15 protein-coding genes are annotated in these 17,019 nt (G+C 28.4%); 6 read left to right on the plus strand and 9 right to left on the minus strand.

From position 1 onward, the window contains the following. The first annotated feature begins 76 nt into the window (after positions 1 to 76). Both pyk and amrB read left to right on the plus strand, forming a co-directional pair. Complete coding sequence (gene pyk, locus CR532_RS01790) at positions 77 to 1,510, plus strand: pyruvate kinase (protein ID WP_108729133.1); 1,434 nt, start codon at positions 77 to 79, stop codon at positions 1,508 to 1,510. 17 nt (positions 1,511 to 1,527) lie between these two features. After that, positions 1,528 to 2,268 (plus strand): AmmeMemoRadiSam system protein B, encoded by a 741-nt coding sequence (gene amrB / locus CR532_RS01795; protein WP_108729134.1) that lies wholly within the window; start codon positions 1,528 to 1,530, stop codon positions 2,266 to 2,268. Positions 2,269 to 2,278: 10 nt separating this feature from the next. Here amrB and rpmB read toward each other — a convergent pair whose 3' ends face one another. Both rpmB and CR532_RS01805 read right to left on the minus strand, forming a co-directional pair. Next, on the minus strand, positions 2,279 to 2,557 hold the full coding sequence (gene rpmB / locus CR532_RS01800; protein ID WP_108729135.1) for a 50S ribosomal protein L28: 279 nt from the start codon (positions 2,555 to 2,557) through the stop codon (positions 2,279 to 2,281). Positions 2,558 to 2,566: 9 nt separating this feature from the next. Beyond that, the gene (locus tag CR532_RS01805) at positions 2,567 to 4,126 is read right to left on the minus strand and encodes a DUF5312 family protein (protein WP_511261631.1); all 1,560 of its coding nucleotides are present in this window, start codon (positions 4,124 to 4,126) and stop codon (positions 2,567 to 2,569) included. 138 nt (positions 4,127 to 4,264) lie between these two features. Between CR532_RS01805 and CR532_RS01810 the strand changes: the two genes are divergently transcribed. Next, positions 4,265 to 5,380, plus strand: coding sequence for a hypothetical protein (locus CR532_RS01810; RefSeq protein ID WP_108729136.1), 1,116 nt, complete (start codon positions 4,265 to 4,267; stop codon positions 5,378 to 5,380). A gap of 2 nt (positions 5,381 to 5,382) precedes the next feature. Here CR532_RS01810 and CR532_RS01815 read toward each other — a convergent pair whose 3' ends face one another. From CR532_RS01815 to CR532_RS01840, 6 genes are read right to left on the minus strand one after another with little or no spacing between them, the layout of a single operon-like run. Continuing rightward, complete coding sequence (locus CR532_RS01815; RefSeq protein WP_108729137.1) at positions 5,383 to 7,176, minus strand: hypothetical protein; 1,794 nt, start codon at positions 7,174 to 7,176, stop codon at positions 5,383 to 5,385. 18 nt (positions 7,177 to 7,194) lie between these two features. Then, positions 7,195 to 8,136, minus strand: coding sequence for a hypothetical protein (locus CR532_RS01820; RefSeq protein ID WP_108729138.1), 942 nt, complete (start codon positions 8,134 to 8,136; stop codon positions 7,195 to 7,197). A gap of 29 nt (positions 8,137 to 8,165) precedes the next feature. Continuing rightward, positions 8,166 to 8,651 (minus strand): CarD family transcriptional regulator, encoded by a 486-nt coding sequence (locus CR532_RS01825; protein WP_108729139.1) that lies wholly within the window; start codon positions 8,649 to 8,651, stop codon positions 8,166 to 8,168. A 48-nt stretch (positions 8,652 to 8,699) separates the two neighbouring features. Beyond that, entirely contained in the window at positions 8,700 to 9,293 is a 594-nt protein-coding gene (locus CR532_RS01830; protein ID WP_108729140.1) for a hypothetical protein, read from the minus strand. After that, positions 9,286 to 10,014, minus strand: a complete 729-nt coding sequence (locus CR532_RS01835; protein WP_108729141.1) for a 16S rRNA (uracil(1498)-N(3))-methyltransferase — start codon at positions 10,012 to 10,014, stop codon at positions 9,286 to 9,288. Before CR532_RS01835 ends, CR532_RS01830 begins: the two co-directional genes overlap by 8 nt. Then, the gene (locus CR532_RS01840) at positions 10,011 to 11,438 is read right to left on the minus strand and encodes a S41 family peptidase (protein WP_108729142.1); all 1,428 of its coding nucleotides are present in this window, start codon (positions 11,436 to 11,438) and stop codon (positions 10,011 to 10,013) included. Before CR532_RS01840 ends, CR532_RS01835 begins: the two co-directional genes overlap by 4 nt. A 504-nt stretch (positions 11,439 to 11,942) precedes the next feature. On the opposite strand from CR532_RS01840, the gene CR532_RS01850 reads away from it, so the two are divergent. The 3 genes from CR532_RS01850 to CR532_RS01860 are packed head-to-tail and all read left to right on the plus strand — an operon-like array spanning position 11,943 to position 16,090. Then, a complete protein-coding gene (locus tag CR532_RS01850) occupies positions 11,943 to 13,076 on the plus strand; it encodes a P-loop NTPase (protein ID WP_108729144.1) in 1,134 nt (377 codons plus the stop codon). Positions 13,077 to 13,086: 10 nt separating this feature from the next. Then, a complete protein-coding gene (gene lgt, locus CR532_RS01855) occupies positions 13,087 to 14,046 on the plus strand; it encodes a prolipoprotein diacylglyceryl transferase (RefSeq protein ID WP_108729145.1) in 960 nt (319 codons plus the stop codon). 52 nt (positions 14,047 to 14,098) lie between these two features. Continuing rightward, positions 14,099 to 16,090: an EAL domain-containing protein gene (locus tag CR532_RS01860; RefSeq protein ID WP_108729146.1), complete on the plus strand. Its 1,992-nt coding sequence runs from the start codon at positions 14,099 to 14,101 to the stop codon at positions 16,088 to 16,090. A gap of 295 nt (positions 16,091 to 16,385) precedes the next feature. Here the strand turns inward: CR532_RS01860 and CR532_RS01865 are convergent, their stop codons facing one another. Beyond that, the gene (locus tag CR532_RS01865) at positions 16,386 to 16,988 is read right to left on the minus strand and encodes an LA7/P22 family lipoprotein (protein WP_108729147.1); all 603 of its coding nucleotides are present in this window, start codon (positions 16,986 to 16,988) and stop codon (positions 16,386 to 16,388) included. Positions 16,989 to 17,019 lie beyond the last annotated feature (31 nt).

The following is a 17,019-nucleotide window of genomic DNA, read 5'->3' on the forward strand; positions in this document are numbered from 1 at the left end:
AATGGCAAGTTCTTGGAAAATATTGTTATTACAACTTAAAAAGCATAAAATTTAAATACTTTAAGGAGAAAAACAAATGATCAATAAATTAACAAAAATAGTAGCAACAATATCTGACCTTAGATGTGACCCAGAACACATAAAAGATTTATATGATGCAGGAGTAAATGTAATAAGACTTAATACTGCTCATCAATCTCACGAAGACGCAATTAAAGTAATCAACAATGTTAGACAAGTTTCAAATAAAATAGCTCTAATGATTGATACAAAAGGACCAGAAGTTAGAACAGCGAATATTGAAAATCCTATTCCCGTTAAGATAGGAGATAAAGTAATAATTTCAACATCCCCTATTAATGATCCTAATACATTGCAAACCAATTATGATGGATTTGTGAATGAAGTTCCAAATGGATCTAAAGTTTTAATTGACGATGGTGAACTTGAAATGGTTGTTATTGAAAAGCTTGCAGACAGATTAGTCTGCGAGGTTCAAAATGACGGGCAAATTAAAAATAAAAAATCAATCAATACACCAGGAGTTTCACTTAAACTACAATCTGTAACTGAAAAGGATAAAGGATTTATTGAACTTGCAGCAAAACAAAATATTGATTTTATTGCTCACTCATTTGTAAGACATGCAAAAGATATTCAAGATGTTAAAGATATATTAAGTGCTGCTGGCAATTCTGATGTAAAAATTATTTCCAAAGTTGAAAATCAAGAAGGAATTGATAATATTGAAGAGATTGCAAAGAATTCTTATGGAATTATGGTCGCAAGAGGAGATATGGGGGTTGAAATACCTGCTGAGGATGTCCCCCTAGCCCAAATTAAAATAACACAAACCTGTATTAAGTACGGAGTACCTGTAATTACCGCAACACAAATGCTGCACACAATGATTGAAAATCCGAGACCTACAAGAGCAGAAGTTTCCGATGTTGCTAATGCTATTTTAAATGGTACAGATGCTATAATGCTATCTGGTGAAACAGCTTACGGTAAATATCCAGTTGAAGCTGTTAAGATGATGACCAGAATTGCTAGAGAAGTTGAAAAACATAGGGAAAAAACATTATTTAGAGATGAAATTTTCTGTAGCAAAAAAGTTATCAGAAACTACATTATTAAATGTGCAATGGATGCAACAAAACTAATGCCCATTAAAGCTATTATTGTTGACTCACTAAAGGGAAGGACTGCAAGAATAATGGCAACGTACAGAGCAAGTGTCCCTCTATTTATTACAACGAATAACGAAAGAATAGCAAGAGAATTATCACTCTCTTATGGAGTTTATTCCAATCTTGTTGATAGTAACTTTAAGAGAACGACTGAATTCGTAATAACTTCTCTTGAGATGCTAAAGAAACAAGGAATAGTTAAAGATTCAGATACTGTAGTTATTACCTCTGGAAATCCAAATAGGGACGCTCAGAAAGGCACAGAGTTCGTAGAGATAAATACAGTAGAAGATGCAATTAAAGGGCGAAACATATAAACAAAATAAGAAATAGTTTGGTTGATAATATATTTTACTCAACTAATAAATTTAACCTAGAATTATCAAACCTAAATAAAATAAAAACTCATAAAGCACTGTTAATTAGTTATGGAGCTTATGAGTTTTTCTTAAAAAATATTAACCTATTTCAAAAGGTAATTACAGAGAATACAAAAAATGTGTTTATATTCTCCCAAACAAAAGACAATTCGAGTGTCAATATTTCAACTCATAAAGCTTGGAAATTATTAGACGAAACTATTGATGTCAATCTAGATATCATAGATCTAATAAAAAATTTTGAATTTACAAGCATAGAAGATATAATAATAGAAAACGATCACAAGATTGAAATTGTAGTAAATTTTATTAAAGACATAACAAAAGAGATAAAAATAATTCCTATCATTCTGGGTAATCTTAAAAATCAAACTTTAAGAGAATTTTGCTCATTCCTAAAGCCATTTACAAGCAAAGAAGAAAACTCCTTTTTATTCCTTTCTCACTTTATTTCACACTCTACAAACTTAGCAAAAGCTATCAAACTAGCAACAACATTAAAGAAACTCTTGATTGCAGATAACTTAGATTCTTCATGTATTCTAGAATATTACAATGCACGTAAAATATTCCCTGAGAACATAAATGCAATTATAATAATTCATAAAATTTTTAAAAAGTTCGAATTCATACATTACAAGACTACCAGTAACAATAACGAATATTCAGTAATAGAAAATATACTAATAAGTTAAAAATAAACTTTTAAATGAAGTTTTCTATTCTCTTATGATTCTTTTTCAAAAAACCATCAAGACCAACTTTTGAAATACTCCTTAAAGCATTCGCAGAAACCTTAATATTAACACTTCTTCCAAGCTCAGGAACAAAAAACTTCTTATTTATTAAATTTACTTTAAAAACTCTTTTAGTCTTAACACCAATATGTTGCCCTGCACCGCCCTTCTTCTTAGCAAGCCCCTTCCTTGGAACATTATTTCCAAATATCGTCTTCTTTCCTGTTATTGCACATTCTCTTCCCATATAAAACTCCTAAACCGTATGTTTCCTCTCTAAATATAAATCCATTAACCTTAAAAATAAACTTAAGTTACCCACTATATTTTTAATCATACTACCAAAGCTTACATTATTTCCATAGCTCTTTGCAAGATCAGTATCAAGCTCTTTCCAGTTGTAAATAAGTTCCCTTTCTGAAGAAGATTTCATATAATCCTCTAAGCAATCTTTCAAGCGTTGTTCCATAGAATAAATTCTTGAATAATACTCATTTAACAAGACAAAAGCCTTCTTATTAATATCTGCTATTATATTTAACAACAATTTCTCTGATGACTTATCTCCAACAGAAGCTCTATGCAAAAGAGCATTAATTCTATTTCCATAATTACCATGATCACCAAGATTATTATCGAAATCAATAAGACTTGAATAAGTACTAATTAAAGAATGCATATCATTAGACATATTTCTAGAGATCTCCATAACCTTCCATTGCCCCTTAATAATAAGGATATTGATAATATCATTGAGATCCTTTTTCACAAAATTAATTGCATAGGTTTTCAAATATCCCAAAAGCTCATAATAAACATATCCAGCAGTGCTCACAATTTTAGATGTAATCTTAGTATTCATCCTTTCACTATAATTATCTAAACTTAAAGGAGTAACTCCAGGAAACAATTTCTCAGCTATGATCTTAGATTTGCTATTTTTTTGAAAAACCTTAATTTTTTCTATCTCATTTGCAACATGTTTAGTCAAGTCATTAAAAAATGTTCTCGCCATCGGCTTTGACTTCTTAGTATTAGATATGGGAAAATAATCAGGATCTCCACTAACATACCTTATAAGATACAAAATCTCTTTATTTTTATTTATCTCAACAATAGAAGTTAACATCTTCAGCCAAATATTTGGCTTAATGGGAAAATTACCCTTATCTCCATATACTTCTAAAAGGATATCATAAAGATTTTTCCAAATAGCAAAATCTCTAACAGAATATATACATTCCAAAAAGTCCTTAAGCTCATCAAGAATTAAACCACAACCAACGGCACTAAATCTCGGCTTATATGCAAGATCATCTTCTGGTAATAAATTATCAAAATTCTTAATGATCGAATAATACGGATAGGATACTAATTCAAAAAAGATATCCAAAGCTCCACAAGTCTCATCTATTAACTTGATTTGCTCCTGAGTTATGTTTTTAAATAAATAACTCAAATTATTATTCAAATTCTTAGGAACATCCGGTGTAAAACTCACCACATCACTAGCTGAGAAAGAATAAATGTAATCCAAAGCTCTCCTTTGACTCTCATTTAAATATTTCTCAACAACAAATTGAATTATTTTATTTGAATTTTTATACCGCTGTACAAAGAACTTCAAAGGAGCAAAGGTTTTGTAAAAACCATAAATAAATTTAGCAAACTGTGGCAAAGCTTGAATTTTTGAAGCATTAAAAAAATTATTTATCCTGCCTAAATTGCTCTTTACTTCTCTAAGTCTTTTTTGCCTCACTTGTTCAGGAGTAAGCTCTCTATTAAACATAGAAACTAAAAAATTCAATAAACCCAAATTTGCTACTCTCCCCGCAAAACATTAAGTTCCAAAACTAACAATCTTTAAAATATTTAAAATCAAAAATATCAGAATAACTATAAAAATTATACATAATTTATTGTAAAATGAAAGGAAATAAAAGAAATAATTTTTATGCGCATAAATAAATCAATCTTAGTCATAGTTTTTACTTTAATTTTTAGTTGCTCAGGAGATGGTACTATCATCATATTGACCGACAACAAAATCATTCCATTTTATATAAATCAATTTAATATCGAAAATAAAGCAAGCTTTATTGTTAAATACAAAGATCATATTAATATACAAACAATTAACAACGAGGATGCTCAAATAGTTATTTCAAAAAATATAGACAATATAAATATAATAAAAAACTTTAAAAATATTCATAAGTATTATTGCCCAGATTATCCAATATTAAAGAATATATCTGAGAAGTTTACATATAGAATTATTCCCTTAAGCTTTGATATTCCCATCTTGATATATAAAAACGATTATAATATAAAAAAATACATTGACTTAGAAAATATTAAAGAGATATATAAAAGCTTCCAAAAAAATAAAAAACTTTTTATTTCTCCCTATATCTCTGAAAGTCTATTTTACATACTATCTGAAATAAATGACATAAACTTTTATTTTGGAAATAACAAACCAGAATATTATGAGGAAAAAATGTCAGATATGGTCAATCACTTTAAGTCTTTTATAGACGCAAATGAACTTGAACTGCAAAAAAAATTCACAGAGAAATATAAATATCTACATTTAGAAAAAATATTACTTGAAAAAAACACTCTTTTAATTGCAGGATTAACTGACTTGGCGTATTATAATGGTTTAAATAAAGACGTTAAATCCAAAATCAATTTTTCATATTTAACTAATAGTGAAAAAAATTCATCAGCATCCAATATAACTTTTATGGGCGTTAAAGAGTTATCAAGACCTATAGAGAGATTTATTAAATGGATACTAAATCAAGAGGTGCAAAGGAATCTTATCGAAATGAAAGACAGAGCTCAATTTAATGAACATTTTGGATTCGTAAGTGGATTTACACCTTATAAAAGTTTGAACCTAAAATTAAAGCATATAACAAAACACATACCTTCATTTATTATTGATGAAAATCATATAAATAAAAATTCATATATATTAAATAAACAACAAATAGAGAAAGAAAATCAAATGATTAATGAATTATTTTTATCTAATATAACAAATAAAAACCTTGAATAAATCTATGATTCCCTATAACTAACTAGTATTAAATGAAAAACAATAAACAGTAGGGCAGAAAAAATAAAAAAGAAAGAGATATATATATTAATGAATATTTGGATCAAGAGTGCTATTAAAATAAATAACAAGTAATTGACAATAAGTGAAATGATACCTGCGAAAATAGCTATTATTAAGGATATTAAAAATATTATAAGTTTTGACTCAAATTCAAAACTTACTTTAGAAGATACAGACATAAATAAAACCCCCAAAAGAACCAATAAGATAGGATTTATCAATAAAAAAAGGCTCGAAGAGAATATACTTATTAACCTTAAATTAAGCATTCCAATTTGATTAAAAGCATTTGGTAGATCTTGAATAGGTAAAAATACACTATCTCTACTAGAATTTGAAAATAAATGTAAATTGTTAACATCTTTATTAATATTAATAACGTTTGATTCACTTAACTCAAAGCCTCTAGGTGATACCATAACAGTAGTAGCAGTAATTCTGTTATCTTCATTGTCCTTATCTAAAACATTCTGATAAACCTGATTACCCTTAAGAGTAGCAAATGGTACTTTAACATGTAATATAACACTCCCCAACTTATTAAACCTAATAAGTTCAAAATTTTTAACCATCTTTATATAAGAAACGCTATTTACAACCTTTTGCATATAGATATAATCATATGTTCCATTAGTAGAATCGGGTTGAAATAAAAATACATCGTTTATACCGTAATATTCATAATATTTTTCAATCTCATCGAAGAAAAGATATTCACCTCGAAGTTTTTCCAAAGATTTATTCTTATAGCTCAAGATCTCATTATCATTTGGAAATAACTTATGAAGCTTTAAGAATCCATAATATGCAGGTTTAAATTTTTCTGTATTAAGATATAAAAAATTTTTTTGCTTCTCTTCAAAAACTGAATACCTCTTTTCAATCTCGATATTCTTATATTCACTTAAAGCCTTAAAAGTTAAATTCAAAAGAACAGCAAGTTCATCGTCTCTAGTAGAAGCAAATCCTATGTAAGCAAAGTAGTTGGCTGTAGAATAATCACCTTTATCAATAAATTCATTAACAATATTTTTAAAATCATCTTTTGTAAGATTTTTAAGTAAATACATCTTAATATTTTTCCTAACCTTTTCTAAATCAACATCATAAATAGGCATCCTGTCATATTCCGACTTCACCAAGTAATAATTAGTTGAAAGTTCATCATTAGAATAATCAATAAGTCTCATCTTATTATATATTCTAAGTAACTCTTCAAGATGTTTTCTTTTTTGATTCATTGCACCAAGTAAATCATCCGCATCTAAAATCTTATTTGCAGATAAATTTATATCTATGTCTTTAACTTTGATAATTATTTCATTTGCTTGACTGTCAAGGAAATTATATCTCTCATAGCTATACTTATACTCACTTCTTTGAGTATGAACGTGAGGCAAAATCAAGTTGAAAACAAGCGTCAAAACAATCCCTACTATAAAAAATAAAAATATGAACGGGTAAAACCTACTAAATAAATATCCTCTATATTCTTTCAGATAAAGTCGTGTTTCATATTTACTTAAAAAAATAAAGTAAATACAAATAAAAAAAATAAAAAATCCATTAAAATAATTGTAAATACTTATAATAACATCAAAAAATGTGGCGATTAACCTATATCTCTCTAAATAATCCGCCCCTAAGAAATATGTATAACTAAAAACCAAAACAATAAATAAAAATAAAAAACTAATAAAATTACTTAAAAAGGCATACAATTCTTTTTTCATAAATTCTACAAAGTTATCCTAACGCAAGCTATTTTCAAATTCTTCACCAAGCCTAACATATTCAGAAATAAACCCAAACAAATAACTAGAAAAGAAGGTTAGAACACAGAAAATAAAAGGTATATAATCAGAAATTACATTTCTTCCCATAATCAAATTAAAATTTTTAGGAAACTCAATTGCATAAAGATTGTAAATTTTAAAAAATAGTATAACAAATATAGGATAAAGGAACAAAGAAAAACTACTTGAAAATATAAGATTAAACACATAAGAGAATGAAAACAAAAGCAAAGTAAACCCCAATATATTAAACATCAAGCCAAAGTATCCTAAAGAAAGTAAAAAAGTATTCAAAGTGTCTAAATCATTAAAAATAACACTCATACATTTACGATGTGTTCTCTGAGCCAAAATTTTATCTTCACTAGAATCAATAACATTAAATTTAGAAAAATTTGGTCTATATATAAACCCCTTAAAATCTGATTCATCAAGATCATTGTGCTCAACTCTCAGCAGACCTTTAAATCCAAAAAATCTAGCATCTTTGCTATAAAGCGTTATCTTGTCATCAAAAAAATGTACTACCCCATCCTTAATAATTTTATCATCTCTTTCCTGGAAACCCACAAAGATAGAATTAAAATTAATGGCTGCTAAGAATCCAAAGTAAGATAACAATAATATAAAAACAAAAATGATAAAATATAAAGATCTGGAAGCTCCTAAAAGTTCTACATCCATAGGATAAGAAACCCTCATAAAAGTAATAACAAGAGCTAAAGGAAAGACATAAAGATAAGCATTATAATAAAGATCGTAACTAAAAATGGAAAAATTTACATATAGGAACTTATATCTTAAATAAAATATGCAAATAAAAATTAAAGACAAAAGAAAAAATACAAAAATAAATCTATAAGCTATTAAAAAAATAAACCTCAAAACATTTAACATAACAAATTCCCAAAAGTCAAAAAGATACTTTAAGACTTTTTAACAGGCAGAACATCTCTAATTTTCTGCTTAGCCTCTTCAAAGCTAATTTGCAAGGCCAAACTAATTTCATGTTCCAAAATTAACTCAAAATCATTTAAAATCCTTTTCTCATAGAAGGGCAATTCTTTTTGAGTAGACTTTGTATATAAGAATTTATATAATTTAGCAGTATTTAATATATCACTTTGCTTATAAAAATCATGGCTACCATCTTTAATTTTTTTCTGGTCTATTTGGCCTTCAAATTCTTTAATAACATCAAAGACCTCTACTATCTTTTCTTTACTAACCAAAGCTCTAATCCCAAGATCATCAGCTCTAGAAACTGGTACCATAAAAGTCATCTCATTGAACGGAAAATATATCTCATAATAATCAATAAATTCACCATTAAATTCTTTATTTTGAATAGTTTTTATTTTACCTATTCCTTGCATTGGATAAACTACAGGTTGATCTAATACAAATGCCATTTTTTACCTCGTATAACAAATTTTCACTAATACTTAAATTAAAAGAAGTCATAAAAACACACTTAGATTAGTTCTAATACCAAACTTATTTACATGAAATAAACTTTCAAGATAATCATTGCTACAAAAACTTATTATCATGCTAGGGGTAAGCTTGTTAATATTTGCAAAAAACATTTCCTTGTTTCTCTTAACAGCTTTCAAATCATAATAGCCAATAAAGTTAATCTCTTTATGTGATTCTTTTAATCTTAAAAATTTTTTTTTAGAAATTATCTTATCCTTGTCAATAATATAGCATGTTTTATACGTATTTTCTAGTATACTCATTAAAACAAGTAAAATTGAATTAGAATCGTAATAACCAATATCAACCTTTGTAAAAAATTTGCATAGAAATCTTAATAACTTAGAATTTGAAAAAACAAGTGACGAGTCCTTAACAAGGTTTCTAAATCTTTTAAACATCAAAAATTTTAACAAACCCTTACAATCAATAAAAATAACTATTGAATGATATGGATGAGATAAAAGATACCCAAATCGACTTATCAATTTATTGTTATCCTTAAATGCATCTATTGGAACTCCACAAAAATAAATCCTATCGGGTTTTGAATATATATCTTTTAAATTAGCCATTATTACCCTCTAATAATACTTTAAAATAAGCAAGCGAATAAACAATAGCTGTGTCCGCTCTCAAAATTGGGGTATTAAACCTTACAAATTTAAAATCTAATTCTTTAAAAAAGTTAATTTCTGACTTTGAAAAACAACCCTCAGGTCCTATTAAAATTCCAATCTTCCCCAAATTACTAATATCATCACCACAGCTTAGCAAAACACCTTCCTGATGAGCAACATAATAATTAACAAATGATGAATAAGGAATGCTAAAAAAATCTTTATAAAAATTAACACTCGGAGCCTGAGTATTGCCACTCTGCTTCAAAGCTTCATCAATTACTTTTGAAAATCTTAAACTCTTAAACTCCAAATCATCCATGTTTATTTTAGAAACAGAATGATCAGCATTAACAATATTTACCCGGTCTACTCCAATTTCAACAATTTGCCTTAAACTTAAATCTAATTTTCTACCCTTAAGACTAGAGATAAACATATCTATTTCAAAATCACGCTCTTTTATTTGATCTATTCTTAAAGTAGAAAGCTTAATGAGTTTATTATCTATAGCTACAATCTCGACAAATCTCACTTCTTTCCCTTTTAAGAGAACACTTAATGTATCCCCCACCTGCATCCGCTTCACATCGACAAGATAATGATAAATCTTAATATCATCAATAACAATATCATTCCCAAATAAACAGCTATCGTCTAAGACTATTTGCTTCACAGATTATTTTTAGCTCCCCCTAAAAGATATTCATAAGCAGCCCTTAACGCCTTATCATAATGCAGATTATAAATTGGCACTTCTTGATTTGTATTTTGATAAAACTTAGCAAGCACATACTGACCTAAAAAGTCTCTATCTATGGCATAGTTTGCATGCTCATGATCAAGATTATCCATAAAAGCATCTATTTCGCTCTCAGTAATAGATTTTTTGCCCTTCAAAAAGTCTTCTACCAAGCGCTTATCGAAAATTTCCTTATATACTAAAGCTTCAGCCTCAGAAAGATCTTGTACAACAATCTCTAAATCGGGCTTAATTCCAATATTATGAATACTTTGACCAGATGGAGTATAGTACTTTGAATTTGTAATCTTAAACCCTCCAGTATGGAAAGGCACTACATTCTGAATTACTCCCTTACCATAGGACTTTTCTCCTATAACATAAGCTCTCTTATTATCTTTTAAAGCTCCCACTAAAACTTCCGATGCTGATGCTGAATTTTTATCGATCAAAGCAACAATTTTCATATCCAAAGGTACTAAATGGTTAGAACTGGCTTTATACTCAAAAGGCGCCTTTGAATCTCTTGCCTTTGTTGAGACAATGATCCCTTTCTCCAAAATATCATCAGCTATTTCTATTGCATCTTTCAGAAAACCTCCTGTATTAAGCCTTAAGTCTAGAATCAAAGATTTGATATTTTGAGACTTAAGTTTGTCTAAAGCTTTTCTAAAATAGATGTTAGTATTTGGATTAAAACTTAGTATTCTAATATACCCAACATCTTGCTTAATAACATCGTACTTAATAGTCTGTATATCTAATTTCTCTCTTGCAAGTTCAAATTCCAACTTTAAATCTTTTCCTCTTAAAATAGAAACTTTAACTTTTGTACCCACTTTACCTCTTAAAAGCTCAACAATTTGTTCTACTGTCATTGAAGTAGCACTCTTACCATCAACAGCCACAATGTAATCGCCAGGCCTAATTCCAGCCTTATAAGCAGGCCCCTCTTCAAAAGAAGTAGCAATCATAACATAAGATGCACCAGGCTCAAGATTCTCGGTCTTCTGAGAATCATTCTTCTTAACAATAGCTACACCAATGCCGACATAATTCCCTTCCGTAGTTTTTGAAATTTCTTCTAAATCTTTTTTTGTCAAATATTGAGAATATGGATCCCCCAAGGCCTGAAACATACCTTTCAATGCTCCTTCAAAAATAGCCTCATCATTAACAGGTTCAACATAGTTCCTTTTAATAAAATCAAAAGCTTCCATCATCATCTGACCATAATTTGATGCGGATAACCTAGCCTTAGAAGAATCTGCTTGCGCAAAGATAGACTCTACAATAACTAAAGAACTGATACTGAAAGCCAATAAAGAGTATGCAAATATTAAAAACTTCTTTTTCATTCAATTAATTCCTACACAAATAAAACTTGATTTTATCTTCATAATATAATATCATAACATAATATTTTAAGATTATGCTGAAGACAAGTATCCCACAAACAAAAATAAGAATTACGGGATCCATTATTGTTTTACAAGTACTTGAGAGCGTGTTAATACTGGCAAAACTGTATGGGTTCATTGATAACTTGTTATTTGTAACCAGCTCTTCTATGAAGTTCATGTTATCATTTATTATATTCTCACCGGAGTTATGTTTCGCAATTATCACAGTACAGTATCTATTGCATGCACAATTTAAAATCCTCCACAACCTAGTTGTCACAACAAAAGGCTTTCAAGTATTACTAAGTGTTTTACTGATTGCATTGGGCTTAGGTCTTCACTTATATGTATATCAAAGGTCGCTTTTCCACCTTTTAGGAATAATAATGATTTATATTATATTTAATTCAGTGATTCTAATTTTAATCAAAATAAAGGATAAAATAACGGAGTAAAGGTTTGGTTATCATCCCTGTAGCTAGCGGAAAAGGGGGCGTTGGAAAATCTCTTTTTTCAACAAATATTGCAATTTGCCTTGCAAATGAAGGGAAAAAGGTATTACTTACTGACCTTGATCTTGGAGGTTCTAACCTACATTCCATGTTAAATATAGTGCCTAACAAGAGTATTGGAACCTTCCTTAAAACAAAAATTTACTTTAAAGACATTATCGTCGAATCAGGCATAAAAAACTTAAGCTTTATTGCAGGAGACTCCGGCATCCCAGAGCTTGCAAATATTGCTATTTTTCAAAAGAGAAGGATAATTAATAACTTAAAAGCCCTAAGCTACGACTACTTAATAATTGACCTTGGCGCTGGGACAACATTTAATACCATAGATTTTTTTCTAATGTCAAACCGTGGAGTAATAGTAACGATCCCAACAGTAACAGCAACAATGAATTCCTATTTATTTTTAAAGAATGCAATCTTTAGACTTATATCAAAAGTATTTACAAAAGAAACAAAAGCATATGAAATAATTTCTGGAATCAAAAAGGACTCTAGCAATTTGCAAAAAATATATATACCAAATTTATTACTTAAAGTAGAAACTTATGATCCTGAAAATCATGCTAAATTCATGAAAATATTTTCACAATTTAGCCCGTTTATAGTATTTAATATGTTAAACACACCTGATGATATAATTAAAACCGAGAGGATAATAAAATCTGCAAAGGATTATTTAAATATAAACCTGCAAAGCATAGGTTCAATTTACAAAGACGAACTTATTGATAAAGCATTAAATCATAAAATACCAATAACGCTTTATAAACCAACAAGTTTAACTTCTAAAAGCATTAAAAAAATATCAAAAAAATTAATTGAACTTGAAAACTTCACACATGATGCAGAACTCTTAATTGATAAAGATCTAGACGAAAGCTATAATTTTGTCTTAAAAGAAGCACAAGATGAATATTTAGAAAAAGCTGCATACCTTGAATCATTATTAATGACTAAAACAATAGACAATAATGCAATTATTGATATAATAAAATCCCAACAAAGGGAAATCACAGCATTGAGGAAACAAAACATGATGTTTAAAAAAAAGTTATTTGAACAACTAAAAAAACACTAAGGAGAAAAAAATGCCGAATTATATAAATTATCCCAGTTGGTTACATCCTGAAATAATCAAAGGTATTCCAATTACATGGTATAGCCTATCCTACATTATTGTAATAATGGTGTGTTTTAAATTCATTTGGTATCAGATAAAAATTGATAACTTAAACATAAAAAGAGATGATTATGACAAACTCATGTTTTCAATTGTGCTGGGGGCCATACTTGGTGCAAGGCTGGCATCTACCTTAATTTATGATCAAAGTGGATTTTATTATCAACACCCTTGGTTGATCTTTTTGCCATTTGATCAACATTGGAACTTAATAGGATTCAGAGGCATGGCAATACACGGGGGATTTGTGGGTGTTATTGTTGCACCACTAATAATGATAAATACCAAACTTAAAAATACAAATGTGAGTAAATATTTTATAAAGATAACAGATTACGGATCAATAGCTTTCTCTTCAGGGTATATACTCGGAAGACTTGCTAACTTTGCAAATGCAGAGCTTTATGGAAGACCCATGAGAGGAGGAATAATATTTCCCAACGCAGAACCTTTTAGAGTAAGTCAGAAAGGCGTAAAGGAGTTTGCAGAATCAATTGGACTTGAAGTATCGCCTCATGATTTATTTATCAATCTGCCAAGAATTCCATCACAACTCATTGAAGGATTCTTTGAAGGTACTGTAACCTTTTTATTACTATGGTTTGTATTTAGAAAAATAAAAAAATATGATGGTTTTATATTTGGGGTCTACATAATTCTTTACGGCTTTTTTAGATTCTTAATTGAGTATTTAAGAGAACCTGATAAAGAAATAGGATTTGTGATAACTTACAAATCTCCTGAAAGCTTGCTAGACTTCTCATTCTTAAATATATCAATGGGACAAATACTTTCATTATCTTTAATGTTAGCAGGAGTAATCTGGCTAGCATGGGCTAAGAGGAGATCATTAAAAATGAATAAATAAATCACAAAAATATAGATTTATACCAAAATCACTATAAATTTATTTAAATAATATGAAGACTACAAATACAATTATAATATCTGAGAACAAACTTAATGATGATGATATTACAAAGCTCAAAGCTACTTTCAACCTCTTACAGGTAGTAAACTCTAGAAAAAATATCTCTAGTGAATACATTAAGCAAAACAATGTTCAGTTTGCTATTATCTACAACTATACAAGACCAATAGATTTTTCAATCAACATTGCAAATAACTTAAAAAGCATCAATAAAGTTTACTCTATAATCATAAACAACAAGCCTATAGATGAAAGGAATTACAAATTCAATTATATAGAAATATTAAACGATATCAATGAATTAATCTATAAACAAAACCTTATAGAGAAGAAAAAAAAATTCCATGATAATAATAATGCAAACCTTGATTTTTTCTTAAATTTATCTGAGCTTATTAAAGAAATCGTAATAATTACAAACACTGAAAATGATATTATTTATATTAACGAGAAAGGTCGCAAAGAACTTGCACTCCCAATAAAAATTAGAAACAAAGCAAATAAAATAACTGACATCAATATTATAGATTTAGAAAAAGGAAACAAAATCGATTTAAGTTATAACATAAATGATATTCCTGAATTCAAAAATATATTGATAACTGATTGCCTTTTGATAATCAAACATAACAAAAAATTAATTGTAGACTTATTCATTAGCACAATTGCCCAAAATAATATTGATAAATTAATAACAATAAAAGATATGTCATATTTAAAATCCAAAGATGACACGAGGGATCTTGAAATTATTGACACCCAAACAGATCTTTATAACATTAAAGGTCTTGAAAAGCTTTTAATAAACCAAATTGAATCTTCTTATAAAAAAATATATTTATTTAACCTAGACTTACACATAAATACAGAATATGAATATAAAGGAAAGAAAGAAAACTTAGATTCAAAGATACTCAAAAAAATCGCCTCTAAAATAATGTCATTTTACTCAGAATATATATTTAGAATGAAGGACAATAATTTAATAGTCATTATATCCACAAGTGTCGGTGAGAGAAGACTAATTTCACTTGCAGAAGAAATCAAGCAAACCATCTCTAGAGAACTTAAAAAAGAAGGATTTATAGTATTTAAATTCAATATAGGAATAGTAGAAGTAAATTTACAAGAAGACATAGAAACAAAAATTTCAAAATTAAAAATAGCAACAAAAATATCCGATGAATATAAAGATTCTATGCCTATTTTATACAAAGACAACTTACCAGAGGCAATACTTATTAAAAATCAAAACAAAATATTTGAATACATATTAAAAGCAATAAAAAATGACTTTTTTAGTTTATATTATCAAAAAATAACTCCTCTTAAAAAAAACCTAAAACCTAAAATTGAAATACTAACAAGACTTTTTGACTACACAGGAACTCCTATTTCAACTACCAAAGTTTTTAGTTTAATAGACAAATATAATCTAACTGTTGAAGTGGATCAATTAGTAGTTACTAAAGCCTTAAGAGAATATACAAATTTTGTGGCTAAACATGGTGTTCATATTTTTTCAATAAACATTTCACCTCACTCATTAAAATCTAAAAATTTCAGAATGTTTTTGCGGGAAACACTTCTTACAAGTCATGTTCCACTTCAAAATATATGTTTAGAAATAACAGAAACTGGTATTTTGGAAAATTTTGAATTAATCAATCAATATTTCAAAGAGCTTAAAAGCTTTGGAGTTAAACTCGCACTTGATGATTTTGGAAGCGGACATACTTCGCTCTCATATATTAAAATACTGCCGATAGATATAATAAAAATAGATGGCTCTTTTATTAAAGTAATAAATTCTAGTCAAACAGACCTTATAATAATAAAATCAATAAAAGAAATTGCCGACACAAAAAGAATAAAAATCATAGCTGAATTTGTATCTAGCGAAGAAATACTTAAAGAAATAAATGAAATTGGAATAGATTATGGCCAAGGATTCCTATGGCACAAACCAGAACCAATTTAGAATAAATATATAAAAGTATTCCTTAATACTAGACATGGTCAAGATACCCTAAAAAAGAGCCTCCTCATCGGCAATACACCGAAAATATCTAACTGTATGTTTTTAAAAAAGATGTGCTAACAAATATACCACAGGAACCCAACATATCTGCTTTTGCCTATTATAAATGTGCATCAAATACTAAATACTTGAAACCAATATAAAACACAATCTTGGACCCTAAAAATTTAAAAATAGCCCTTAAAATAATCAAGGTCCAAAATTTATACATCAATCAAACATCATATCCTAATATTCAATTCATCAACATTGCAGCCTTTTCAACACTACCGATTATAAAGTTAATAGTAGATAATATAGTTTTAGTATCCTCATCATTCTTATCAACTGTAACGTTTAATTTACCATCAATAATATCAATCCCCTTAAAAGCCTTTATAAACTCCCTTGCAGGATCATTCTTAACCCCATGAAAATTCATGTCCATAATCTTTTTAAAACCTGAACCTAAACCAACAAAAACATAAGAATCATTTACCTTGCTCCCAGAAATACTAATCGGAGCCTCTCCCACATAAGCATTTCCACATACATAAACTGCTATCTTTGCATTAGTCATTGAATCAACCTTACTTAAGGTTCCATTATTTACGTCAAAATACATAACCTTAACATCTTTTACTAATTTAGATTGAACTTCCCTAGGAACTCCCATAGCATGAAAGACATGCCCCAAGGTATGAGCATCTATAGCTTCACCTGATTCAGCCACAGAATGACTATGATCATGACTCTTGGACTCTTCTGATGTCTCCTTAGACTCACATGCAACTAGAACAAATGACAAAAGAAATACAGTAATTAATAAAACCGTTTTCAAAAAATTATTTCGATACATAAATATTCTCCTCCAATTTCTTATTGTCTTA

This window comes from Candidatus Borreliella tachyglossi, assembly GCF_003076595.1.
GTDB classification, from domain to species: domain Bacteria; phylum Spirochaetota; class Spirochaetia; order Borreliales; family Borreliaceae; genus Borrelia; species Borrelia tachyglossi.

Bases quoted from the DNA above. Each gene is read 5' to 3' on its own strand.
- pyk (WP_108729133.1), top strand. From the start codon at position 77: ATGATCAATAAATTAACAAAAATAGTAGCAACAATATCTGACCTTAGA.
- rpmB (WP_108729135.1), bottom strand. From the start codon at position 2,557: ATGGGAAGAGAATGTGCAATAACAGGAAAGAAGACGATATTTGGAAAT.
- CR532_RS01810 (WP_108729136.1), top strand. From the start codon at position 4,265: ATGCGCATAAATAAATCAATCTTAGTCATAGTTTTTACTTTAATTTTT.
- CR532_RS01815 (WP_108729137.1), bottom strand. From the start codon at position 7,176: ATGAAAAAAGAATTGTATGCCTTTTTAAGTAATTTTATTAGTTTTTTA.
- CR532_RS01820 (WP_108729138.1), bottom strand. From the start codon at position 8,136: ATGTTAAATGTTTTGAGGTTTATTTTTTTAATAGCTTATAGATTTATT.
- CR532_RS01825 (WP_108729139.1), bottom strand. From the start codon at position 8,651: ATGGCATTTGTATTAGATCAACCTGTAGTTTATCCAATGCAAGGAATA.
- CR532_RS01830 (WP_108729140.1), bottom strand. From the start codon at position 9,293: ATGGCTAATTTAAAAGATATATATTCAAAACCCGATAGGATTTATTTT.
- CR532_RS01840 (WP_108729142.1), bottom strand. From the start codon at position 11,438: ATGAAAAAGAAGTTTTTAATATTTGCATACTCTTTATTGGCTTTCAGT.
- lgt (WP_108729145.1), top strand. From the start codon at position 13,087: ATGCCGAATTATATAAATTATCCCAGTTGGTTACATCCTGAAATAATC.
- CR532_RS01860 (WP_108729146.1), top strand. From the start codon at position 14,099: ATGAAGACTACAAATACAATTATAATATCTGAGAACAAACTTAATGAT.
- CR532_RS01865 (WP_108729147.1), bottom strand. From the start codon at position 16,988: ATGTATCGAAATAATTTTTTGAAAACGGTTTTATTAATTACTGTATTT.